Consider the following 22,289-nt stretch of genomic DNA (forward strand, 5'->3'; position numbering starts at 1 on the left):
CTAAGTCTAGTCGCACCGGCGGGTGGGGAGGTCTACGCTGGGCAGCATGAGCGAAGCACTTTTTAGCCGCGTCGAACCTATCCAGACCATGGCGGATGGGACCGTCAAACAGGTTAACCCTTTCTCCGGAACAGAGGTGTGGACCGTGCCAGGACGCGGCAACCGCCCGCTTGCGCATGCGGCAAAGGAACCGCATCCGCTGGGCCCTGATGCCTTGACGCACAGCTGTGCTTTTTGCTCCGGGCGCATGCTGGACACCCCGCCGGAAAAGTCCCGCATCTTGGCTTCGGGGGAGATTCAGCGCGGCCTTTTTCCCCACGAGCTGGATAACTCCCAGCCGCTGTTTCGCCGCGTTCCGAACCTTTTTGAAATCGTGTCTTATGACTATTGGCACGAGAACTATGGCTTCACCATGGATCCAGACCTGGCTCAGCACAAGGAGAAGTACGAAGGCGACGAGGCTGGGCGCCTGCACGTACTTAACGTGGTGCGCACCAAGCTCAAGGCAGCGGGCAAGGATACCGCGCTGGACGACGATTCTCTGCTCGCCCTCGCCGATGGTTTCTTCGGCGGCGGACATGATGTCATTATCTCCTCACGGCACTTCGTGGATGGGGCCGTCGATGATAGTCAGCTAGCCTCCTCCGGCACGCTGAGCCCCGATGAGCACTTCCTGCTGACAACGTTCACTGCGGAATCGACGCGCGAGCTCTACCAGCGCAACCGCTATGCCTCCTATGTCGCTGTATTTCAGAACTGGCTGGCACCGGCGGGCGCGTCCTTCGATCACTTGCATAAGCAGCTCGTCGCGATTGACGCCCTGGGCATGGCCGCTCACCAGGAAAATGCGATTCTGCGTGCGCACCCCAACATGTACAACGACTGGGCTGTGGGCTATGCGGCAAAGCGCAACCTCGTCATCGCAGAAAATGATTATGCGGTGCTCTTCGCCGGATTTGGCCACCGCTATCCCACACTGGAGATCTTCTCCAAGTCACCGCGCTGTGAACCGTGGGAACAGAACCCGGAGGAAGTACGTGGAATGTCGGATCTGATTCACGCGGCCCACGCCGCGGTGGGGCCGGACGTGGCCTGCAATGAAGAGTGGCACCACCGTCCGCCCAGCGTGGACCTGCCTCAGCCGTGGCGCGTCATGCTCAAGCTCAGGGTATCGACCTTGGCTGGCTTTGAGGGCGGCACGAAGGTCTACATCAACACCATTGATCCGTGGGGTTTGCGTGATCGCGTCGTGGACGCCATGTTCCGCCTTCGCGAGCGCGGAAAGATTGCTTCCGGGATCTCTATCGCCACTGAGTGCGAGCTCAAACGCAATAGCTTGCGCTATAACCCACTGGTGTAAGCGGTCACGGTTAGTCCACGTAGGTTTGTTCGCCGCCGGCGTGAAGATAATCGCGGAGGTACGGCAGGGCTAGAGCAACAGTGCCGTGTCGTGGGGCGTCGATAAGTCCCTGCTCCAGCAAACGCGCGCGTACTTCACTGAGAGATGTTGTCGTTGTCTTGAGTTCGTGAGCGATAGCGCCAGATGTGGCCGTCCCCGCCTCATCTGCGATATCAGCCAGCGCGTGTAGGTACTCAAGTTGGCGTTGGCTGAGTGCACGTACCGCAGGATCGTGCACTTGGGTCCCCATTGCCGTGATTGCCTCACCAAGAACTGCGTCGACGGTTGTTGAGGAAATGGTCGTTTCACCGGCTTGGGATGCAGCGTTCCAGGCCAAGTATCCGATGAGCTGGATGAGGAAGGGATAACCGTGGCTCGCTTCAGTAGCGCGGTCGGCGGCTTCGTCGTTGAAAGCAATCGACGTTAAAGCTGCCGTATCTTTGAAAGCGCTGGTTGTAGCTTGCGGGTTAACAGGTCCTAGGTGAAATCTGCGGGCACGGCGCAAAAACGTTGTTCCCGGCAGGTGCAGAAGCTTGTCAACACCGGCAGTAAGCCCTGCCATCACAATGGAAACGTCGAGTTCATCGCGAACAAGATGCTGGAATGCGACTGCGATGCTTTCAAGGTCATGAGGATCGGCGTCCTGAATCTCATCGATTGTAAGTAGAATTCCGCTGTCTCGGAGATGAGCGGAGAGTTCGCGCAAGCGCGATTCTAATGTTGGCACCGGTGGCGTCCCAATCTCTTCAGTACCAATGCCACCGAGGCCCGCAATGCGTATGTCCTTGATTCGACGGGTTGATGGAGAAGACAGCTGGTTGATTTTTTCTGGAATGATGGAGTCGATGAGCTGGGTGACTGAATTGCTTCGACCACTGACCCGAATAACAGCCCATCCTTGTTGTGCTGCGATGTCCTCTAGCTCAGTCAACAGGACTGTTTTCCCCATCCCACGATGACCGCTAATGAGCATTGCGCGATTAGGGTTGCCAACTCCGCCGTCGAGCCCAACCGTGAAGTCATTGAGGACCGCACTGCGGCCAGCCCACTTGAGTGGGCTGGCACCAAACGTTGGGCGAAAAGGGTTTCCAGTCATGCTGGAAGTATAGAGCAGACAGATAAATTGATAAATAGATAAATCGGCGGGCGTAGATAAATTGATAAATAGATAAATCAGACCACGAGCACCAGCTCGCTGCCGCGCAGTTCGGTGCTCATGCCCGACTCTTGGGCTACGCGGGCGGCATCCTCGAGGGTGGAGACGCTCTCGCCCTTGAGAGCGAGTACGCGAGCGAGCTCCCCCTTGTAGTGCTTGTTGAAGTGAGAGACCACCTTGCGGGAGCCATCCTCTTGCACTGACTCCACGCGCACGGTGGCGGCGTCCTTGAGCTTGCCCAGCTGCTGATAGGTGCCCGAGCGCATGTCGATGAGGAACTCGCCAGCGTCGACAAGCGCGCGTAGCTCATCCGTGATCGCCGTACCCCACTGAGACTTCAGCGTCCGCCCGCCCAGTTTCGTACTACCGGAGAGCCGGTAGTGCGGGATGAGGTCATCGGCGCGCAGCAACCCGAAGAGCGCATCGCCCACGGCTAGGTACTTCCGTGCTTCTGGAGGGAGGGTGGGGGCGTCGAGGGCGTCGTAGAGCACGCCGGTGAAACGCTCCAGCGCGGGCATGGTGGGGGAGGAAGCCAACTCGCGGTTGGACTCGGCTTCCCCACGCAACTTCTCAGAGAGCTTGAGCACCTCCAGCGCTTCATCGACGTCGAGGGACGACAACTCTGCAGCGATTTCTCGGCGGATCGGGTTCAGCGCGGGAAAGGAAAGCTCGTCCCAGTTCAGGGCCGCGCCGCTGCCGCCGTGTGCTTTGGTCTCAGAAGGAGGGAGGATGATCAGCATGGCTACATGCTAGCGATGTAGACTGAGCAACCATGATTACACGTCTTTCTGAGCTTTTCCTCCGCACTCTTCGTGAGGATCCGGCTGATGCCGAAGTCCCCAGCCACAAGCTTCTCGTCCGCGCAGGTTATGTGCGCCGCGTTGCGCCGGGTGTGTACACCTGGTTGCCATTGGGACTGCGCGCCATGCGCAAGATCGAAGACGTTATCCGCCAGGAGATGAACGCCATCGGTGGCCAGGAGATGCTCTTCCCGGCGCTGCTGCCGCGCGAGCCTTATGAGGAGTCGAACCGCTGGACGGAATACGGCGATAATCTGTTCCGTCTGAAGGACCGCAAGGGTGCGGACATGTTGCTGGGCCCGACCCACGAGGAGATGTTCACCACTGCGGTGAAGGATATGTACTCCTCGTACAAGGATTTCCCGGTCACGCTGTACCAGATCCAGACGAAGTACCGCGATGAGGAGCGCCCGCGTGCGGGCGTGCTGCGCGGCCGCGAGTTCACCATGAAGGATTCCTATTCCTTCGACATGACGGATGAGGGGCTCGATGAGTCCTATGCCCGCCACCGCAAGGCCTACCAGAACATCTTTGACCGCCTAGAGATCGATTACGCGATTTGCAAGGCCACTTCTGGTGCGATGGGCGGTTCGGCCTCTGAGGAATTCCTTGCCGTGTCTGAGGTAGGCGAAGATACCTTCGTGCGCGCCACCGAGGGCGATTACGCTGCCAACGTGGAGGCCGTGGTCACTCAGGCTCCGGAGGAAATCCCCTTCGACGGCCTGCCGGAGGCACAGGAGCATGAGACTCCGAAATCCGAGACCATTGAGTCTCTGGTGGAGTGGGCTAAGGGTGCCGGCATTACTGTCGACGGCCGCGAAGTCACCGCCGCGGACACCCTCAAGTGCATGATGATCAAGGTGGCCGCCCCCGCAGCCACGGAAGAAGAGAAGGAATGGGAGCTGGCCGCCGTCCTCATTCCGGGCGACCGCGAGCTGGATGAAAAGCGCCTCGAGGCCTCGCTGGAGCCGGCCGAGTTTGAGCTCGCCGGTGAGGGGGATTTCAAGAAGAACTCCTTCCTGGTCAAGGGCTATGTCGGGCCGCGTGTCCTGAATGCCCACGACGTGAAGATTTATGCTGACCCGCGCGTGGTTTCTGGTACCTCCTGGATTACCGGTGCGGATGCCCCGCAGCGTCACGTCATCGGACTGGTGGCCGGCCGTGACTTCACTGTGGATGAGTTCATCGAGGCCGCCGAGGTCAAGGAAGGGGACCCGGCACCGAATGGTCAGGGCACTCTGACTCTGGAGCGCGGCATTGAGCTTGGCCACATTTTCCAGCTGGGCCGCAAGTACACCGAGGCTTTCGACGTACAGATTCTCGATGAGAACGGCAAGCGCGCCGTGCCGACCATGGGTTCCTACGGCATTGGTGTTACGCGCATGCTCGCCGTGCTGGCAGAGCAGCGCCACGATGAGAAGGGCCTCAACTGGCCGGTGGCCGTGGCCCCGTACCAGGTGCACGTGGCCGTAGCGAACAAGGACGCCGCTGCCCTGGAGGCAGGTCAGAAGCTGGTGGAGGATCTGGATCGCGCAGGCATCGAGGTGCTTTACGACGACCGCCCCAAGGTCTCCCCGGGCGTGAAGTTCAAGGATGCTGAGCTTCTGGGTATGCCGTTCATCGCCATCCTGGGTCGCGCTTTCGCTGATGGCATCATTGAGCTGCGCATCCGCGGCGGCGAGACTCGTGAAGTTCCCGCCGATCAGATCGTGGAGACCCTCACGGAACTTATCCGCGGCTAGGCAGCATGAAAGCGGTGCGATTGCGCCGCAACCGTGATAAGCCAGTGCTGCCACGGGGTTGCCGGTGCCGCCGTGATGGCCGCATTGGTCCACTTCAGCGTGTCGTTGTGTGCGACCTCGTCGATGAATGCGCGCGCTGAGTCGGCGTCCTTTGGCAGGCTACCTGCCGGTGAATCGTATGCGGGCGCGGGCTGCGGCACGGGACCGAGCTTTTCCAGTTGCAGCTGAAGTTGCAGGATTCTGTCCTCGTGAATGCGCAGAAGCTCATCGACATGATCTTCTTGGTCGGGGGACACATAGGAGCGCGCGAAATCGAGGGCATAGACCTGCTGGTATTCCCATTTTAGGAGCTCGACTCCGAGTTCACGGTCCTGTTCTGTGAGTTCGGGAGCGTCTGCCAGCTCCTCGTTCTTCCACGCGTTAAGCGCAATGGCTTGTGTCAGAACAAGGGCGCGGGATTCTTCAGGAACGTTGCTGATGTTCTCTTCGGAGAATGAGGAGGCGGCGTCAAACACGGCGGAGACGTCCGCGGAATCCTGCGGGGCAACGTCACGGTCGACCGCACAGGAGCGTGGAGTCTCTCCTTCCTCATCGCGTCCGCATAGTCGCTCGATTTCTTCATAGAGCTGCTCAGCTTGCTCTGCGCGCAAGGCAGCGGCATCCGCATCAAGTTCTTCCAAGGCGAGAGCATCCGCACTGGCGGTGTGAGCAAGCGAGGTGAGGGAGGGGTCCGCGTGGGGGCCAAAATAATCCACGATCGCGTCGGTGGCTTGGCAGCCGCCCATCCAGGGGGCAGCGCACACAAGCAGGGTGGGGATAACTACTCGGCGGTTCACGCGATAGACCCTACCCGGGTGACCTAGTCTAGAGCGCATGGCATTCCCAACACCCGCGCAACTAACCGAAATTCTGCAGCCTGTCGCCGCCGCACGCGGCCTCGACATCGAAGACGTGAAGACCACGCGAGCTGGTAAGAAGTCTCAGGTCATCATTCGCATCGATGGCGATGAGCGCCCGAGCTCCGATCTCATAGAAGAACTATCGCAGGAGATTTCCGAGCTTTTCGATGCCCAAGAGGAAGCGGGCACCCTCAACTTTGGCGCGGGCTACACCTTGGAGGTGTCGACGCCAGGTGTGGACTTCCCGCTGAGCGCCCCGCGCCATTGGCGCCGCAACCAAGGAAGGCTGGTCGGATATGCGCTTGTCGAGGAACCTGGAACCACTCGCGTCGCGCGCATCGGCGCCCTGTCTGAGGACGAAGAATCCGTGGCGCTTATCACGACGGTGAAGAAGGAGGTGCGTTACCAGATCGAGCGATTGGAAAACTTGAGCCGTGCAGTGGTAGAAATTGAATTTGCTCAGCCTTCAGCCATGGAGCTGGAGGCGGCTATGCAGACGTTCGACTTCGCCGAGCAGAACTCGGCAACCCGAGAGGACTAACAAGTGAATATTGACCTAGAGGCACTCCGCACGATTCAGCGCGAGCGCGGCGTACCTGTGAAGGACCTGCTCGAAGCTATCGCGGGTGCCCTTTTGTATTCCTACCTGGACCACCGTGCAGAATCCGCTGAGAAAAAGGCGGAAGGTACGAAGTCGCGCGTAGACATCGACGCCGACAGCGGCGCCGTCACTGTCATTGTGACCGAAAGTGATCCGGAGACCGGAGAGGTCATCAGCGAATACGACGACACCCCGGACAACTTTGGGCGCATCGGCGCGCAGGCGGTCCGCGATGCCATTCTGCGCAAGTTGCGCGAGAACGAGGCTGAGCGAACCTATGATTCCTATTCTGAGCTGACCGGAACGGTAGTGTCGGGTGTCGTCCAGCGCGATATCCACGCCAACAAGCGCGGCGTCGTTGTGGTGCAGTTGGGCACCGAACACGATTCCCAGGATGCTTTCCTGTTGCCTGCTGAGCAGCTGCCAGGGGAGAAGCTCGAGCACGGTGACCGCGTCAAGGCCTATGTCGTGGGCGTGAACCGCAACGGCGCTAAGGTGCAGATCACGCTGTCGCGTACTCACCCCGAGCTGGTTCGCGGTCTCTTTGAGCTGGAGGTCCCGGAGGTTGCCGACGGTGCGGTCGAGATTATCGCCATTGCCCGCGAGGCTGGCCACCGCTCCAAGATCTCCGTTCGCGGCCACGCCAAGGGCCTCAACGCCAAGGGGGCGTGTATCGGCCCGAAGGGCTCTCGCGTCAGCAACGTTATGCGTGAACTCGGGGGTGAGAAGATTGACATCATCGACTTCAACGAAGACCCAGCCGTTTACGTGGGCAATGCTCTCGCCCCGTCGAAGGTCGTGCGCGTAGAAATCCTCGACGAGGAAGCGCAGGTGGCCAAGGTAACCGTGCCGGATTACCAGCTTTCGCTCGCTATCGGCAAGGAAGGCCAGAACGCACGCCTCGCAGCACGCCTGACCGGATGGAAGATTGATATTCACTCCGACGCCGCTCGGGACTAGCTTTCCGAGCAGCCTGCGGTGGAATTAAAGGTTTGGCCTATTTTCGCGTAGACTAGACAACGGCCCACATGCAGGAATGCTGTGGCGTAGCAGCAATAGCGATATGACCTAAGGAGTTGGATGTCTCGAGGACAGCGTCTCCGCACCTGTATCGCTACGCGTCAAAAGCATCCCGACACGGAACTGCTGAGGGTTGTCGCCGATAAGGGTGATCCCACAGGATGCCGTGTTGTTCCGGATCCCGGCCGACGCCTTCCCGGAAGGGGAGCGTGGATAAGGCCTGATCTGGAAGCAGTAGAGCTGGCGGAGCGGACCCGTGCCTTCAGGCGCGCGCTCCGATTGTCCACAGACGTGGACACAGGTCACGTACGTGAGTACCTCGCTGCCACGCAGCAGGTGCAGTCGGCGGGCAACAGCCCGTGCGACCCAGAGTTAAAAAGGAAGACCGAACACTGATGAGCGCACAACCATGAAGCAGCATCAGCGATGAAAGTCCATAGCCATTAACTAGGGGTCAGGCCGTATTCCGCGGCCTTGGCTCCTAGAAAGATTAAAGAGGAGACAAGTGCCCGGAAAGCTACGTGTACACGAGTTGGCAAAGCAGCTCGGCGTAACCAGCAAGGAACTACTCGCCACGCTGAAGGAACAAGGCGAGTTCGTCAAGACCGCATCCTCGACCATCGAACCCCCGGTGATCAAGAAGATGCGCGCTCACTACGAAGCTAAGGGTGGCGAGGACAAGGCAGCGGAGAAGAACGCGCCAGCAGCCACCCCAGCTTCTGCTGCCAAGAAACCGGCAGAAAAGAAGCCTGCCGCCGCGGCAAAGCCAGGCCCGAAGCCAAGCGCTGCCCCCAAGCCGGGTGCCGCCCCCAAGCCGGGCGGTGCACCGAAGCCGGGTGCCGCTCCGAAGCCGGGTGGCGCACCGAAGCCTGGAGCACAGCGCAAGAACACCGAGAAGGGTGGCGAGCGCGCTGTCACTCCGCGCAGCATGCCGAAGCCTGGCGGCACCCGCCGCGTGGCTAATAACCCGTTCTCCACGGGTAGCTCCAGCGATCGTCCGAGCCCCGGACCTCGCCCAGGCGGCACCAAGGGACAGCGCTCCGCTGGCAAGCCCGGTGATAACCGTGGCGGCAAGGGCGGCGCACGCCCGCAGGGCGATGGCAACCGTAGCGGTGGACGTCGTCCTTCGCCGGCAATGATGCCTTCGCACCCGAACCCGGCCAGCATGCCGTCGAAGGCCGCTGGTAGTGGCGGCGGTGGTCGTGGTCGCGGCGGCCGCGGTGGCGGCCCCGGCCGCGGTGGTCCTGGCCACGGTGGTTTCCGTGGACGCGGCGGTCGTCGCGGTGGCACCGCTGGTGCATTCGGCCGTCCGGGTGGTGCGCCGCGTCGCGGTAAGAAGTCGAAGCGTCAGAAGCGCCATGAGTTTGAAGAGCAGCAGAAGCATGAGGTAGGCGGCGTACGTCTGCCTGACGGCGGCGGTAAGGTCGTGCGCCTGCGTCGCGGTGCTTCCCTGGCTGACTTCGCTGAGAAGATTGGTGCAGATCCTGCAGCATTGGTGCAGGCGCTGTTCAACCTCGGTGAGATGGTGACTGCTACGGCTTCTGTCTCCGAAGACACCCTGCAGCTGCTGGGTTCGGAGATTAATTACGAGGTCCAGGTCGTCTCCCCAGAGGATGAGGACCGCGAACTGCTCGAGTCCTTCGACCTGCAGTTCGGCGAGGACGAGGGTGGCGAAGAGGCACTTGAGAAGCGCCCGCCAGTGGTTACTGTGATGGGTCACGTCGACCACGGTAAGACTCGCCTTCTGGACACCATTCGTAAGACCAACGAGGGTGCCGGCGAGGCCGGTGGCATTACCCAGGGCATCGGCGCTTACCAAACCACGGTGGACCTGGAGGATGGTCCTCGCACCATCACCTTCCTGGATACCCCGGGTCACGAGGCCTTCACCGCCATGCGTGCCCGCGGTGCTAAGTCCACCGACTTGGCCATCCTGGTCGTTGCCGCCGATGACGGCGTGATGCCGCAGACCATCGAGGCAATCAACCACGCGAAGGCAGCAGACATCCCTGTGGTTGTCGCAGTCAACAAGATTGATAAGCCGGAGGCTTCCCCGGACAAGATCCGTGGTCAGCTCACTGAATACGGACTGGTTCCGGAAGAGTACGGTGGCGACACGATGTTCGTGGATATCTCCGCGAAGAACAACATCAACATTGATGATCTGCTTGAAGCCGTCATCCTGACGGCGGACGCTGCCTTGGAGCTCACCGCTAACCCGGACATGGATGCACAGGGCTCTGCCATCGAGGCCCACCTCGACCGCGGCCGCGGTCCGGTGGCTACGGTCATCATCCAGCGCGGTACGCTGCGCATTGGTGATTCCATCGTGGTTGGTGATGCACACGGACGTGTGCGCCGCATGCTCGATGAATTCGGTCACGATGTGGAAGAGGCCGGCCCGTCCCGCCCGGTCCAGGTGCAGGGTCTCAATGGTGTGCCAGGCGCCGGCGACAACCTCCTAGTTGTTGAGGATGACCGCGTGGCACGCCAGATTGCTGCACAGCGCGATGCCCGCAAGCGTTCTGCTCTGCAGGCGAAGGCTCGCAAGCGCGTCTCCCTCGAGGACCTGGATGCAGTGCTCAAGGAAACCTCGACGCTCAACCTCATCCTCAAGGGTGACAACGCAGGTTCCGTGGAAGCCCTCGAAGATGCCCTGTTGGACATCGAGGTCGACGACGAGGTACAGCTCAACATCATCGACCGTGGTGTGGGTGCGGTGACGCAGACCAACGTCTCCCTGGCTGCGGCTTCGGACGCCATCATCATCGCTTTCAACGTCCGCGCTGAGGGCAAGGCCACCGAGGAAGCCAACGCTGAGGGCGTCGATATCCGCTACTACACGGTGATCTACCGCGCCATCGAAGAGGTTGAGGCAGCTCTGAAGGGCATGCTCAAGCCCATCTACGAGGAGCGCGACACCGGTGCGGCAGAAATCCGCGCGCTGTTCAAGTCCTCCGCCGTCGGCACCATCGCCGGTTGTATGGTCACGGAGGGCAAGGTCAAGCGCAATGGCAAGGTGCGCCTGGTCCGCGACGGAAACGTCATTACCTCCGATGCCAAGATCGAGTCCCTGCGTCACGAGAAGGATGACGCAAACGAGATCAACGCCGGCTACGAGTGCGGTATGGTTCTGTCCTACCCGGATATTCAGGTAGGCGATATCATCCAGGCCTACGAAGAAGTCGAGGTCCCGCGCGACTAAGCGCAGGAAACCTCAGGTAGTGAAGCCCAGCCAGGAAAGATTCTGGCTGGGCTTTCCTCATTTCAGCCGAAAGGTGCAGAATCGGTATCCTAGACTAGTTGCCAGTAACCGTACGTAAAGGAGCTTCACTATGGTTGATCACGCACGCGCCGCACGCATGGCAAAGCGCATTCAGACAATCGTTGCCAGCGCAATTGAGCGCCAAATCAAGGATCGCCGCCTTGAGCTGGTGACAATCACGGATGCCCGGGTCACGGGTGATCTCCACGACGCCACCGTCTTCTACACCGTGCGTGGTACGGATATCGAGACCGAGCCAGATTATGGTCAAGCGGCCGAAGCCCTCACCAGGGCCAAGGGACAATTGCGCAAGATTGTGGGTGATGAGCTCTCCGTTCGCTTTACACCGACGCTGTCTTTTGAGCTCGATACTGTCCCCGAGGCTTCCGCGCACATGGAGGAGCTGCTCGCCCGCGCCCGTGCACGCGATGCGGAGTTAGCGAAGCTGAAGGAAGGTGCACGGCCCGCAGGCGACGCGAACCCGTACAAGACCTCGGATGAGGAAGAGGACTAAGTGTCGCGAACCAACTACGAAGCCGCAGTGGATGCGCTGGTGCAAGCCAGCAGTATTTGCATCATCACGCACTTGCGCCCAGACGCCGACGCGGTCGGCTCGGCAGCCGCCCTTACCCTGGCGCTCCGCCAGCGCGGGAAACAAACCCGCACCGTGATTGGCCAACGCCGTGACATTTCAGCCAACCTGTTTTCCATCCCCACGGTGGATGAGATTGAGTTGGTGGATGAGCTTCCACAAGGATATGACCTCTATGTCACTGTGGACTGCGGCTCGATAGATCGGACGGGTTCGGTGGCCCGGGAGATCGAAGACATGGCCGCCGTGGGCCGCGTCCTGTGCATCGACCACCACGCCTCCAACGATGGTTTTGGAGCCATCAATGTGGTGGATCCGGTATGTGAGTCCACCACGGTGGTGCTGCTGGACATTCTGGACAGGCTGTCCATCCAGATCGATCGCGTCATCGCGCATTGCCTGTACGCGGGCCTAGTCACCGATACCGGTAATTTCCGGTGGGGGCGCCCAGCCATGCATGATATCGCTGCGCGCCTGATGCTCTATGGTCTCGACACCAAGCAGATTGCGCTGGAACTCATGGATTCCAGCACGGCCGATGACCTGCAGATGATTGGACGCGTGCTCTCAGGCCTCAGGATTGAGGAAGCAGGGGAGCACCGCCTCGCTGTTCTCTTCGTCCCGCATGAGGAGGTCAGCACCCACGCCGATTCCGCGATTGAATCTTTCGTCGATTATGTCCGGGCCTTGAAAGGCACTGACATCGGAGTGGTCTTCAAGGAACAGGCGCCCGAAATGTGGGCGGTGTCCTTGCGCTCCTCCGCCGTCAACTGTGCGGAAGTGGCCCTCACCTTCGGCGGCGGCGGGCATATTCCAGCCGCAGGTTATACCGCGCACGGAAGGCCCGAAGAGGTTATAGCACAGCTGGTAGGTGCGTTGTCCTAGATGGCTTCCGAGCAACCAGTGAAGGTTTCTGCCGCTGAGGTCTTCCGCCTCGCCGTCCCCGCTCTGGGCGTTCTGGCGGCCATGCCGCTGTATCTATTGCTGGATACCGCGGTCGTAGGCCGTTTAGGGGCGGAGGATCTGGCCTCGCTTGGCGCAGCGGCCACACTCCATTCGGTGGTTACCACCCAATTAACCTTTCTGTCTTATGGCACGACCGCGCGTGCATCACGGCTGTTCGGCGCGGGGAAGCGCGAGGAGGCCGTCGCCGAGGGCGTCCAGGCAACGTGGGTTGCCGTGGGTGTTGGAATGGTGCTCGCCGTCATCATGTGGCTCTTTGCCGGCGTCTTTGCCACCTGGTTGACAGGTAACCCGGATACAGCGCGAGGGACTGCACAGTGGTTGCGGATTGCCGCTGTCGCTATTCCTTTTACCCTCATCAACATGGCCGGCAACGGCTGGATGCGCGGTGTTCACAACACCCGCAAGCCCCTTTACTTCACCCTTGCAGGTATGGTTCCCGGCGCCATCGCGGTGCCTATTTTCGTGCACTTCTGGGGTCTACCGGGCTCCGCTCTGGCCACGGTGCTGGGCATGGGGATCATCGCGGCGTTCTTCGTGGCGGAGCTGCGCCGCGAGCATACCGGCTCGTGGGAGATTCGCTGGAGCGTGGTTCGTCGGCAGCTCGTGCTGGGGCGTGACCTCATCGTGCGTTCGCTGAGCTTCCAAGTGGCGTTTCTGTCAGCGGCGGCCGTGGCCTCACGTATCGGCACTGCGCAGCTCGCTGCGCATCAAATCATGATGCAGATGTGGAACTTCCTATCCCTCGTTCTGGATTCCCTCGCGATCGCTGCCCAAGCCTTGACCGGCGCGGCATTGGGAGCGGGCTCAGCGCGCTATGCCCGCACGGTAGGAACCAAGGTGACGCTCTACTCGACGTCCTTCTCCCTCGCACTGGCAGCGGTACTGGGCCTTGGCTCCGCCTTTATCCCACGGATATTCACCACGAGCCCGGAGGTCCTAGAGGCCATCTCCGGCCCCTGGTGGGTTATGACTTTCCTCGTCATTATCGGCGGCGTTGTCTTCGCTTTGGACGGCGTCCTCCTGGGCGCTGGGGACGCAGCCTTCCTCCGCACGCTGACCCTCGCGTCAGTGCTTCTCGGCTTCCTGTCCGGGGTCTGGTTGGCCTTTGTTTTCGGCACCGGCCTGACCGGGGTGTGGGGCGGTATTGCCGCATTCATCCTCATCCGCATGGTGGGCGTGGTTGGGCGCTTTTACTCCATGCGGTGGGCACGGGTCTAAGCCTGTGGTACAAGTAGAAGGACTGTTCGTGCGAAGGAGGCGCTATGACCACTCTGTGGGCCGTCTCTGATCTCCATGCAGCGGTACGCGTGAACGGGGACCGCATTGATGAACTTGTCCCGCCGAATCCCAACGATTGGTTGATTGTTGCGGGAGACGTCGCCGAACGCATTGATCTGGTGATTAACACCCTGGCGCGCCTAAAGAACCGCTACGCTACGGTCATTTGGGCACCTGGCAACCATGAGCTTTTTTCTCGGTCACAGGACGTTTACCAGGGACGCTCGAAATACGATCGCCTCGTTGAAGGCTGTCGGGAAATCGGCGTGATTACCCCAGAGGATCCGTTTCCGGTATTCGGAGACGTCACCGTGGTCCCGCTGTTTACGCTCTACGATTACAGCTTCCGTCCACCAGGCACCACGGTGGAACAGGCGCTTGCGAGTGCGAAGGAGAAGCAGATCGTCATGACCGATGAATTTGCCATCGCCCCCTTCGTCGATGTGCGCGCGTGGTGCTGGGACCGCCTGGCTTATTCGATCAAGCGGCTGTCACGGGTCGAGGGCGAAACGGTTCTTATCAACCACTGGCCGCTGGTACAGGAGCCGACTCTCTATTTGCGTTGGCCCGAAGTGGCCTTGTGGTGCGGCACCCGCCACACGCGCTCCTGGCCGCGGCGCTATAACGCTAAGGCTGTGATCTATGGTCACCTCCACATGCCTAATCGCGCCAACATCGATGGGGTAGACCACATCGAGGTGTCCCTGGGCTATCCGCGTGAGTGGCAGGCGCACGGTGGTCTTCAGCCGTGGCCGTACCCAGTGCTTACCATCGACGAGAAGACAGGGAGGGCCGAGCATGCTTGAACCTTCTCTCTTCCCGGAATCAGCTCGTTTTTGCTATGTGCGCACGGATGAGTCGATGACCAATCTTCTCAATTATCATCATCTCTCCCCGGAAGAGCGCTCCGTGGTCTCCCAAGCCGTGGACGTGCGCAAATCCGAGTTTGGGGATGCGCGCTGGTGCGCCCACCAGGCCTTGAAGGAGCTCAACTACACGGGAGACGAGCCGATTCTGCGCGGCGAGCGCGGCATGCCGCTGTGGCCGGAGGGCTATACCGGATCGATGACGCACACCGAAGGTTTGCGCGCAGCCGTGGCAGCTCCTGCCACGCACGTGCGCTCCATGGGGCTCGACGCCGAACCAGCGGAGCCCCTGCCGGAACACGTGCTGACGATGATCGCGCGGCCGGGGGAGATGCCGCAGTTGGCTCAGTTGCAAGCGGCGGGTATTTCCTGTCCGGACCGCCTGTTGTTCTGCGCCAAGGAGGCCACCTACAAGACGTGGTTCCCCATGACCCGGCGCTGGCTGGATTTTGACCAAGCCGAAATCGATTTACGCCTCGATGGCACTCTGGTGTCCTACCTCTTGGCGCGGCCGACCCCAGTGCCTTTCATCACTGGGCACTGGATCATCCGAGATGGCTATGTCATCGTCGCCACCGCTGTCCCTGCGCTCAACTTTGACCGCTAAATCAGGCAGTTATAGCGTCGAGGGGCGCGCGACGAAAACCGTGGCTAAGCGCTTTCCTTTTTCCTTGATCAAGGCAATCGACCGTCCCTGCGGGTCGACGGCCGCGTACGTGCCTTTCAACCCACGCGGCTCCAGCCACTTACCCATGGCCAAAGCTTGGGCCTCATCATCGGTGACGTCCACAACCGGATAGCTGCGAGCGAGCGCCTCGTCGAGGCTTAAGGACAACTCCGGGGAGTCTTCGAGGGCGTCGAGAGGGAGGGCGTCGTCAAGCGTGAAAGGGCCCACTTCCGTGCGGCGCAGCGCGGTAAGGTGTCCGCCGACGCCGAGGGCCTCGCCCAAATCCCGAGCCAACGAGCGGATATAGGTTCCCGAAGAACACGCCACTGAGACGTCGAGGTCGATGAACTCACCCTCGCGGCGCGTAGCGAGAATATCGAAGCGGCTGACCGTTACTGGCCGAGCCGGAAGCTCGACCTCTTCACCTGACCGCACCCTTTCATGCGCGCGCTTGCCATCCACCTTGATGGCGGAGACCGCTGCTGGGCGCTGCATAATATCGCCGGTCAAGGCAGCAATTTCCCGCGCAATGGCGGAATTCTCCACTGCGGTTGCCGGTTTGCCCCACGTCGCTTCCCCCTCCGCGTCGTCGGTGTGGGTTGCCATGCCGAGACGAATCGTGGCGTCATAGGCTTTGGTGGAGGCCACCATGTGGGCAAGAAACTTGGTGCCGCGCTCGATGCCTATGACGAGCACTCCAGTAGCCATCGGATCAAGCGTGCCTGCGTGCCCCACCTTGCGGGTGCGGAAGAAGCGGCGCAGTTTTCCCACGACGTCGTGCGAGGTCATGCCGGCGGGTTTGTCGACGACCACGAGGCCGGAACGTTCGAGCGGATCAGTCATGCCCTGCAGTCTAGGGCACCGGCCGCAGTGGGATAGCATGGTGCCCGTGGATATTTGGTACGGAATCGATAGCATCCCCACTGACCTTGGCCCGACTTCGGTGACAATTGGTGTCTTCGACGGCCTGCACCGCGGGCACCAACAGCTCGTGAGGAAGGCCGTTGAGCACGCACACAGACATGGACAGCGCGCGGTCATGGTGACCTTCGATCCGCACCCAGTCTCCGTATTCTTGCCGGAGCGCGCTCCTCTCTCCGTGATTACTTTCGAGCGTCGCATGCAGCTGGCGGAAGAAATGGGCATCGAGGCCGTGCTCGTCATCGACTTCACCGAAGAACTCCGGGGCGTCGAGCCGCGCGACTATGTGACGGAGCTCCTGGTGGAGCGTTTGCACACAGAGCACGTCGTGGTGGGGGAGAACTTCACCTTTGGCGCGGGCGCGTCCGGCACCGCGGAGGCGCTGGCGGAATTCGGCGCTGAGTTCGGCTTCGGCGTTGACATCGTGCCCTTGCTTGACGACGACGGCGAGCGCATCTGCTCCACCAACATTCGCGCCGCCCTTGCCAAGGGCGATATTGCGCGCGCCAATTGGGCGCTGGGGCGTCATTTCACGGTGACTGGGCCCGTTGTGCGTGGTGCAGGACGTGGTGGAAAGGAGCTTGGTTTCCCAACCGCTAACCAGTATTTCCCGGAATCCGTCGCCATTCCAGCCGATGGCGTCTACGCGGGCTGGTTCGTGGTTGAGCCCACCGGCGCCCCTCTGGAAGGTGACATGGAGCCCGGCATTCCTTATCCCGCAGCCATTTCGGTAGGCACCAACCCTACCTTTGGTGACGAGGAGCGTTCGGTGGAGTCCTTCGTGCTGGACCGCGACGCTGACCTTTACGGCCACGAAGCCACCGTGCATTTCGTCGACCATGTGCGTGACATGGAGAAATTCAATTCCGTGGAGGAGCTCCTGACAGCTATGGAACGTGACGTTGCCCGAGTTCGTGAAATTCTTGCCCGCGAGGTTTAAATGAAGATCATCCTCGACCTTGATACCGGAATTGATGACGCCCTTGCGCTCGCCTATGCCTTAGCGCACCCCGATCTCGAGCTGATCGGGGTTACGGGTACCTATGGAAACGTTCCGGTGGCGTTGGGCGTGCGTAACTCGCTGGCGTTGCTCGAGCTTCTCGACGCCGAGGATGTCCCCGTCTTCATCGGTCCGACGCGGCCGGGCTTTAGCGTTGCTCCCATTTCTGCTTTCATCCATGGCCGCAATGGCCTTGGGGAAGTACTTCTGCCTCCGCCGCGCCGCAAGGCATACGAGGACGCAGTGGGCTTTCTTATCCGTTCGGTCCGTGAGCATGGCGAGGATCTGGTTATCGTGCCGACGGGGCCGTCGACAAGCATTGCAGCCGCCATGCGCAAAGACCCGGACTTTGCCCGCAACGCCCGCATCGTGATGATGGGGGGCGCTGACCGTACCCGGGAACGTCACTCCTTATGCCGAGGCCAACGTTTTCCAAGATCCCCAAGCCACGGACTATGTATTCCGCCATGCTCAGGACCTCACGATGGTGGGGCTCGATGTCACGCTGCGCACGTTGCTCACCAGGGAGCACACGAAGCAATGGCGCGGTACACCCACTGGTCGTATCTACGCAGACATCGTGGACTACTACATTCGCGCCTACAAGACGACCTCTCCGCACCTTGGCGGTTGCGGGCTCCACGACCCTTTAGCGGTAGCTGTGGCTGCCGATCCCTCGCTGGTCACCTGCCTCGACCTCAATCTGCGGTGTGAGGATACTGGCCGCACAATCGGTGACCCGGAACGCTTGGATAACCCCACCACCCGTGTGGCCGTTGCGGTAGATGACGCGCGCTTTGTTGATGATTTGATGTCGAAGCTCGGCAGCCTCTATACTTCTACTTCGGCTTGCTGACTGCGGTCCACAGTAGTCACGGGCAGCGCCTCATGGCGCAACATTTCATGTGGACTGAAATACAATAGGAGATTTTCCATGGCTTTGAGTACCGAGAAGAAGGCTGAAATCCTCAAGGAGTACGGCCTGCACGAGACCGATACCGGTTCCCCGGAGGCACAGGTTGCGCTGCTGACTTCCCGCATCAACAACCTGACCGAGCACCTCAAGGATCACAAGCACGATCACCACTCCCGCCGTGGTCTGTTGCTGATGGTTGGTCGCCGTCGTGGCCTGCTGAAGTACCTGGCCGCTAACGACGTTGACCGTTACCGCGACCTGATTTCTCGCCTGGGTCTGCGCCGCTAAGCGCTTAACTTTTGGCCCCCGCACCTTGTGTGCGGGGGTTTTCTTGTCTCATCTGCTAAAATCCTTGGACGTTGTCAGAAAACATCGAAGAAGAGGCGGCACCGAAGATCGCCATGACAGCTCCAAGGAGAGTTATATCCATGAGCGCTAAGAACGCTAAAAAGCAACCGAACAATTCCGTCGAGTTTCTTATCGACGACGATTACGGCATCACCGAGGCCATCGCCACCCTGGACAACGGCGATTTCGGCACTCGCACCATCCGTTTTGAGACGGGCCAGCTGGCTCGCCAGGCCGGTGGCTCCGTGACCACTTACCTGGACGAGGACACCATGCTGCTGTCCACGACCACCGCTTCTAACCAGCCGCGCGAAGGCTTCGACTTCTTCCCGCTGACTGTGGACGTCGAGGAGCGCATGTATGCCGCGGGTAGAATCCCGGGTTCCTTCTTCCGCCGCGAGGGGCGCCCTTCCACCGAAGCTATCCTGGCCTGCCGCCTCATCGACCGCCCGCTGCGCCCAACCTTCGTGAAGGGCTTGCGCAACGAGGTTCAGGTCGTTGTCACGGTCCTCTCCATGGACCCGGAGGAGTACTACGATGTCGTTGCCATCAACGGCGCTTCCGCCTCCACCCAGCTCTCTGGCCTGCCGGTATCCGGCCCGGTGGGCGGCGTGCGCATGGCACTGATTGCTGATGATAAGCACCCGAAGGGCCAGTGGGTGGCCTTCCCGAATAACGAGCAGCACGAGCATGCCCTCTTCGAGATGGTCGTTGCCGGCCGCATCGTGAAGAAGGGCCGCAAGGACGACGTAGCCATCATGATGGTCGAGGCCGGCGCTGGTGTGAACGTAGCCGAGCGTATCAAGGAAGGTGCACCGGCTCCGCAGGAGTCCACCGTGGCTGAGGGCTTGGAGGCTGCGAAGCCTTTCATCAAGTCCCTGTGTGAAGCGCAGGCAGGTCTGGCGGAGCGTGCAGCGAAGGAGACGCAGGAGTTTCCGCTCTTCCCGCCCTACGGTGATGATGTTTACGCGGCCGTCGAAAAGGCAGCCTCCAAGAAGCTGGAGAAGCTGCTTACCATCCCGGGTAAGCAGGACCGCGACGACGCCACTAATGAGTACATGGAGCAGGTCGAGGCTAAGCTCATCGAAGACTTTGATGACCTCGACGAGGCCGATGCATCCAAACAGATCCGCAACGCCTTCAACGCCGTGATGAAGGACATCGTGCGCACCAAGATCCTCACCGAGGGCTTCCGGATCGATGGCCGTGGTGTGACCGATATCCGTGACCTCGGCGTGGAGGTTGATCTGATCCCGCGTGCACACGGCTCCTCTCTCTTCGAGCGTGGCGAGACCCAGATCCTGGGTGTGACCACCCTGGACATGCTGAAGATGGAGCAGCAGATCGATTCTTTGACCCCAGTGGAGTCCAAGCGCTACATGCACCACTACAACTTCCCGCCGTACTCCACCGGCGAGACCGGCCGCGTAGGTTCCCCGAAGCGCCGCGAGATTGGTCACGGTGCGCTGGCTGAGCGCGCGTTGCTGCCGGTGATCCCGTCCCGTGAGGACTTCCCCTACGCCATTCGCCAGGTGTCTGAGGCCCTTGGTTCCAACGGTTCTACCTCCATGGGCTCCGTCTGTGCGTCCACCCTGTCCCTCTACAACGCGGGCGTTCCGCTGAAGGCTCCGGTGGCGGGTATCGCCATGGGTTTGGTCTCGGGCGAAGTCAACGGCAAGGAAAAGTTCGTGGCGCTGACCGATATTCTCGGCGCTGAGGATGCCTTCGGCGATATGGACTTCAAGGTTGCCGGTACATCCGAGTTCATCACCGCCCTGCAGCTGGATACCAAGCTGGATGGCATTCCTTCGCACGTGCTTGCCGACGCCCTCGAACAGGCCCGCGACGCCCGTGCCGCCATCCTCGACACGATGTCTGAGGTCATCGAGGGTCCAGACGAGATGTCTGGCCTGGCTCCGCGCATTACCTCGGTGACTATCCCGGTGAACAAGATTGGTGAGCTCATTGGCCCGAAGGGCAAGACTATCAACGCCATTACTGAGGAAACTGGCGCCGATGTCTCCATCGAGGAAGACGGCACTGTGTATATCTCTGCCGCTACCGGTGAAGCAGCTGACGCTGCGATCGACCGCGTGAATAGCATCGCTAACCCGCAGCTGCCGAAGGTGGGTGAGCGTTTCCTTGGCACCGTGGTGAAGACCGTGGCTTTTGGTGCCTTCGTTTCCCTGACTCCGGGTCGTGACGGCCTCGTACACATCTCGAAGCTCGGTGGCGACGAGCGCATTGAGAAGGTCGAGGACGTCGTCAATGTTGGCGATAAGATTCAGGTCGAAATTGCCGACATTGATAATCGCGGCAAAATCTCCCTGGTTCCGGTTGAGGAGGACTAATCCTCGGACTAGCTAGGACCACTAGGACCTCCTAGATCAAGGGCCCTGTAACCCAGAAATTAGCTGGGGACAGGGCCCTTATCGTTTCACCACACGTCAAACCTGGAAGTCGAGAACTAGGCGTTTAGGGTCCTCCAGGAAAGTCACTGAGTACGGTGTCTTCTTCTGTAGTCCAATGATCAATTGGGTTTGTGCCTCGAATGAGGTCGTGTATACGACTTCGCTCACCACACCAGTACCGGGAGTAGTTCCTGGCTTCATATACCTTTCTTCGAGATCGGGTGTGGAAGGCCACGGAGTTCCTTCGACCCCCAGATTGAGAAAAGTGCTTCCCTTTACTTCGACTGGATGACCTGATGCCTGCTGACGAGGATCGTCGGTATAGGCGGTGAACCAGCCGGGCTCACCTTCTCCCTCGAGGTCAACCACTACCCGCGTGAAACCGTCGTGAGCACCTACGCGCACGCCCGTCGGAATGAGGCCGCCCAACCGATCTGGCATGTGGTGTTGGTCATCAATCGCAGCCGTCCCCATACCCGCAAAGGCAGCAACATTGGCATCCTGTTGTGAGAGAGCATTCTGCGTGTCACTGGACGGCGGCTCCGGCCCATCGATAGCAGCGGAGCTAGACGGAATTGCACTGAACTGCGGTGCCGGAGTCGTGTCTGACCCACGCTCCGCGCATGCAGTTAGAGGCATTACGCATAGGGCGCTAACGGCTGCGATGATAGCGACGGAAGAAGGTAAGTGTGACATTCTTTATTCTCTATTTCTTGAGCTGTACCAGTTGGATGAGGTTGCCTACGGTGTCATCGAAGACGGCGATGATGGAGGGGCCGACGTCGGTCGGCACCATAGTGAAATGCACTCCCACTTTTCAGTGAGCTCGCTATATTCTCGCTCCACGTCTGCGGATAGGAACTGGGTGACAGGGACACCGTCAGCCTTGAGTGCTGCTGCGTAGTCCTTGGCCGCGGAATGGGCCTTGGGCTCGAGCAGGAGCTCCATATCCCCTTGGCCTTCCGCATTGGTGACCGTGAGCCACCGAAAGTCTCCGTGGGTTACATCGTCCTTGACTCGAAAGCCGAGCGTATTGACATAGAAGTCGTGAGCGAGGGCAACATCATCGACGGGTACTGAGGCAATGTAGATCTGCATTCACTCCATCCTAACCGGCATGACTAAGTCCAGCCGGTCCCAATGGCAACAGTTGGGGCGAGCCTGACTGGGCTTCGGCAGTGCAGTCGTCGTCTGTGACGACGGTGGTTGTGTTCCTGGTTTCTTGGGTTCTTTCCTTTCTGCTGGATTGGTGTCGTCGTTTTATTCGACGGTGAGGTTTAGAAGGGGATGTCGTCGGTGCTGGCATCTGTGTCGGTGTTGTCCTCGGCTTCGGCTTGGGCTTGGGCTTGTTGTTGTGCGTAGTCGTCGAGTTCTTGTTTTAAATGTTGGGCTTCCTCGCGGATGCGTTTTCTGGTGGCGGTGATGTGTTGGGCGACTGTTTG

Annotated in this window: 20 protein-coding genes and 1 pseudogene; 15 read left to right on the plus strand and 6 right to left on the minus strand. The window is 60.4% G+C overall.

Translation table 11 applies throughout. The features are described from left to right. The first annotated feature begins 46 nt into the window (after window positions 1–46). Window positions 47–1,360 carry a DUF4921 family protein gene (locus HMPREF2996_RS02150; RefSeq protein WP_210384570.1) on the plus strand — a complete coding sequence of 438 codons (1,314 nt, stop codon included), beginning with the start codon at window positions 47–49 and terminating at the stop codon, window positions 1,358–1,360. Between the two features lie 10 nt (window positions 1,361–1,370). Here the strand turns inward: HMPREF2996_RS02150 and HMPREF2996_RS02155 are convergent, their stop codons facing one another. Both HMPREF2996_RS02155 and yaaA read right to left on the minus strand, forming a co-directional pair. Beyond that, complete coding sequence (locus HMPREF2996_RS02155; protein ID WP_070729854.1) at window positions 1,371–2,495, minus strand: AAA family ATPase; 1,125 nt, start codon at window positions 2,493–2,495, stop codon at window positions 1,371–1,373. Window positions 2,496–2,572: 77 nt separating this feature from the next. Continuing rightward, on the minus strand, window positions 2,573–3,295 hold the full coding sequence (gene yaaA, locus HMPREF2996_RS02160) for a peroxide stress protein YaaA (protein WP_070445634.1): 723 nt from the start codon (window positions 3,293–3,295) through the stop codon (window positions 2,573–2,575). A 32-nt stretch (window positions 3,296–3,327) separates the two neighbouring features. On the opposite strand from yaaA, the gene HMPREF2996_RS02165 reads away from it, so the two are divergent. After that, complete coding sequence (locus HMPREF2996_RS02165) at window positions 3,328–5,097, plus strand: proline--tRNA ligase (protein WP_070445637.1); 1,770 nt, start codon at window positions 3,328–3,330, stop codon at window positions 5,095–5,097. Here HMPREF2996_RS02165 and HMPREF2996_RS02170 read toward each other — a convergent pair. Further along, window positions 5,094–5,933, minus strand: a complete 840-nt coding sequence (locus HMPREF2996_RS02170; protein ID WP_070445643.1) for a hypothetical protein — start codon at window positions 5,931–5,933, stop codon at window positions 5,094–5,096. The two genes, HMPREF2996_RS02165 and HMPREF2996_RS02170, sit on opposite strands and share 4 nt — an antisense overlap. A 37-nt stretch (window positions 5,934–5,970) precedes the next feature. On the opposite strand from HMPREF2996_RS02170, the gene rimP reads away from it, so the two are divergent. From rimP to HMPREF2996_RS02210, 9 genes are all read left to right on the plus strand, one after another. Beyond that, on the plus strand, window positions 5,971–6,537 hold the full coding sequence (gene rimP, locus HMPREF2996_RS02175) for a ribosome maturation factor RimP (protein WP_070445646.1): 567 nt from the start codon (window positions 5,971–5,973) through the stop codon (window positions 6,535–6,537). 3 nt (window positions 6,538–6,540) lie between these two features. Then, window positions 6,541–7,557: a transcription termination factor NusA gene (gene nusA, locus HMPREF2996_RS02180; RefSeq protein ID WP_070718075.1), complete on the plus strand. Its 1,017-nt coding sequence runs from the start codon at window positions 6,541–6,543 to the stop codon at window positions 7,555–7,557. Between the two features lie 120 nt (window positions 7,558–7,677). Next, entirely contained in the window at window positions 7,678–8,013 is a 336-nt protein-coding gene (locus tag HMPREF2996_RS12390) for a YlxR family protein (protein ID WP_083276446.1), read from the plus strand. Window positions 8,014–8,122: 109 nt separating this feature from the next. Then, the gene (gene infB, locus HMPREF2996_RS02185; protein ID WP_070729856.1) at window positions 8,123–10,822 is read left to right on the plus strand and encodes a translation initiation factor IF-2; all 2,700 of its coding nucleotides are present in this window, start codon (window positions 8,123–8,125) and stop codon (window positions 10,820–10,822) included. A 130-nt stretch (window positions 10,823–10,952) separates the two neighbouring features. Beyond that, a complete protein-coding gene (gene rbfA, locus HMPREF2996_RS02190; protein ID WP_070729857.1) occupies window positions 10,953–11,396 on the plus strand; it encodes a 30S ribosome-binding factor RbfA in 444 nt (147 codons plus the stop codon). Further along, window positions 11,397–12,359 carry a DHH family phosphoesterase gene (locus tag HMPREF2996_RS02195; RefSeq protein WP_070643874.1) on the plus strand — a complete coding sequence of 321 codons (963 nt, stop codon included), beginning with the start codon at window positions 11,397–11,399 and terminating at the stop codon, window positions 12,357–12,359. After that, window positions 12,360–13,658 (plus strand): MATE family efflux transporter, encoded by a 1,299-nt coding sequence (locus HMPREF2996_RS02200; protein WP_070729859.1) that lies wholly within the window; start codon window positions 12,360–12,362, stop codon window positions 13,656–13,658. It abuts the gene before it with no gap. A 44-nt stretch (window positions 13,659–13,702) separates the two neighbouring features. Beyond that, complete coding sequence (locus HMPREF2996_RS02205; RefSeq protein WP_070729862.1) at window positions 13,703–14,524, plus strand: metallophosphoesterase family protein; 822 nt, start codon at window positions 13,703–13,705, stop codon at window positions 14,522–14,524. Next, window positions 14,517–15,191 (plus strand): 4'-phosphopantetheinyl transferase family protein, encoded by a 675-nt coding sequence (locus tag HMPREF2996_RS02210; protein ID WP_070718082.1) that lies wholly within the window; start codon window positions 14,517–14,519, stop codon window positions 15,189–15,191. Before HMPREF2996_RS02205 ends, HMPREF2996_RS02210 begins: the two co-directional genes overlap by 8 nt. A 9-nt stretch (window positions 15,192–15,200) precedes the next feature. On the opposite strand, the gene truB is transcribed toward HMPREF2996_RS02210, so the two are convergent. Further along, complete coding sequence (gene truB, locus HMPREF2996_RS02215; RefSeq protein WP_070729864.1) at window positions 15,201–16,094, minus strand: tRNA pseudouridine(55) synthase TruB; 894 nt, start codon at window positions 16,092–16,094, stop codon at window positions 15,201–15,203. Window positions 16,095–16,131: 37 nt separating this feature from the next. Between truB and HMPREF2996_RS02220 the strand changes: the two genes are divergently transcribed. The 4 genes and pseudogenes from HMPREF2996_RS02220 to HMPREF2996_RS02235 all read left to right on the plus strand — a co-directional run bounded on the left by HMPREF2996_RS02220 (window position 16,132) and on the right by HMPREF2996_RS02235 (window position 20,787). Continuing rightward, the gene (locus HMPREF2996_RS02220) at window positions 16,132–17,112 is read left to right on the plus strand and encodes a bifunctional riboflavin kinase/FAD synthetase (protein WP_070711396.1); all 981 of its coding nucleotides are present in this window, start codon (window positions 16,132–16,134) and stop codon (window positions 17,110–17,112) included. Then, a pseudogene (locus HMPREF2996_RS02225) lies at window positions 17,113–18,028 on the plus strand (nucleoside hydrolase). A gap of 78 nt (window positions 18,029–18,106) precedes the next feature. Then, window positions 18,107–18,376, plus strand: coding sequence for a 30S ribosomal protein S15 (rpsO, locus tag HMPREF2996_RS02230; protein ID WP_010190317.1), 270 nt, complete (start codon window positions 18,107–18,109; stop codon window positions 18,374–18,376). Window positions 18,377–18,516: 140 nt separating this feature from the next. Continuing rightward, complete coding sequence (locus tag HMPREF2996_RS02235) at window positions 18,517–20,787, plus strand: polyribonucleotide nucleotidyltransferase (protein ID WP_070729866.1); 2,271 nt, start codon at window positions 18,517–18,519, stop codon at window positions 20,785–20,787. A 96-nt stretch (window positions 20,788–20,883) separates the two neighbouring features. On the opposite strand, the gene HMPREF2996_RS02240 is transcribed toward HMPREF2996_RS02235, so the two are convergent. Together HMPREF2996_RS02240 and HMPREF2996_RS02245 are read right to left on the minus strand one after the other, a co-directional pair. Then, window positions 20,884–21,486, minus strand: coding sequence for an AMIN domain-containing protein (locus HMPREF2996_RS02240; RefSeq protein WP_246821747.1), 603 nt, complete (start codon window positions 21,484–21,486; stop codon window positions 20,884–20,886). Between the two features lie 102 nt (window positions 21,487–21,588). Then, entirely contained in the window at window positions 21,589–21,945 is a 357-nt protein-coding gene (locus HMPREF2996_RS02245) for a VOC family protein (RefSeq protein WP_369816035.1), read from the minus strand. Window positions 21,946–22,289 lie beyond the last annotated feature (344 nt).

Source organism: Corynebacterium sp. HMSC066C02 (genome assembly GCF_001814945.1).
GTDB classification, from domain to species: Bacteria; Actinomycetota; Actinomycetes; order Mycobacteriales; family Mycobacteriaceae; genus Corynebacterium; species Corynebacterium aurimucosum.

Bases quoted from the DNA above. Each gene is read 5' to 3' on its own strand.
- HMPREF2996_RS02150 (WP_210384570.1), top strand. From the start codon at position 47: ATGAGCGAAGCACTTTTTAGCCGCGTCGAACCTATCCAGACCATGGCG.
- HMPREF2996_RS02155 (WP_070729854.1), bottom strand. From the start codon at position 2,495: ATGACTGGAAACCCTTTTCGCCCAACGTTTGGTGCCAGCCCACTCAAG.
- yaaA (WP_070445634.1), bottom strand. From the start codon at position 3,295: ATGCTGATCATCCTCCCTCCTTCTGAGACCAAAGCACACGGCGGCAGC.
- HMPREF2996_RS02165 (WP_070445637.1), top strand. From the start codon at position 3,328: ATGATTACACGTCTTTCTGAGCTTTTCCTCCGCACTCTTCGTGAGGAT.
- rimP (WP_070445646.1), top strand. From the start codon at position 5,971: ATGGCATTCCCAACACCCGCGCAACTAACCGAAATTCTGCAGCCTGTC.
- HMPREF2996_RS12390 (WP_083276446.1), top strand. From the start codon at position 7,678: ATGTCTCGAGGACAGCGTCTCCGCACCTGTATCGCTACGCGTCAAAAG.
- rbfA (WP_070729857.1), top strand. From the start codon at position 10,953: ATGGTTGATCACGCACGCGCCGCACGCATGGCAAAGCGCATTCAGACA.
- HMPREF2996_RS02200 (WP_070729859.1), top strand. From the start codon at position 12,360: ATGGCTTCCGAGCAACCAGTGAAGGTTTCTGCCGCTGAGGTCTTCCGC.
- HMPREF2996_RS02205 (WP_070729862.1), top strand. From the start codon at position 13,703: ATGACCACTCTGTGGGCCGTCTCTGATCTCCATGCAGCGGTACGCGTG.
- HMPREF2996_RS02210 (WP_070718082.1), top strand. From the start codon at position 14,517: ATGCTTGAACCTTCTCTCTTCCCGGAATCAGCTCGTTTTTGCTATGTG.
- truB (WP_070729864.1), bottom strand. From the start codon at position 16,094: ATGACTGATCCGCTCGAACGTTCCGGCCTCGTGGTCGTCGACAAACCC.
- HMPREF2996_RS02220 (WP_070711396.1), top strand. From the start codon at position 16,132: ATGGTGCCCGTGGATATTTGGTACGGAATCGATAGCATCCCCACTGAC.
- rpsO (WP_010190317.1), top strand. From the start codon at position 18,107: ATGGCTTTGAGTACCGAGAAGAAGGCTGAAATCCTCAAGGAGTACGGC.
- HMPREF2996_RS02235 (WP_070729866.1), top strand. From the start codon at position 18,517: ATGAGCGCTAAGAACGCTAAAAAGCAACCGAACAATTCCGTCGAGTTT.
- HMPREF2996_RS02240 (WP_246821747.1), bottom strand. From the start codon at position 21,486: ATGCCTCTAACTGCATGCGCGGAGCGTGGGTCAGACACGACTCCGGCA.
- HMPREF2996_RS02245 (WP_369816035.1), bottom strand. From the start codon at position 21,945: ATGCAGATCTACATTGCCTCAGTACCCGTCGATGATGTTGCCCTCGCT.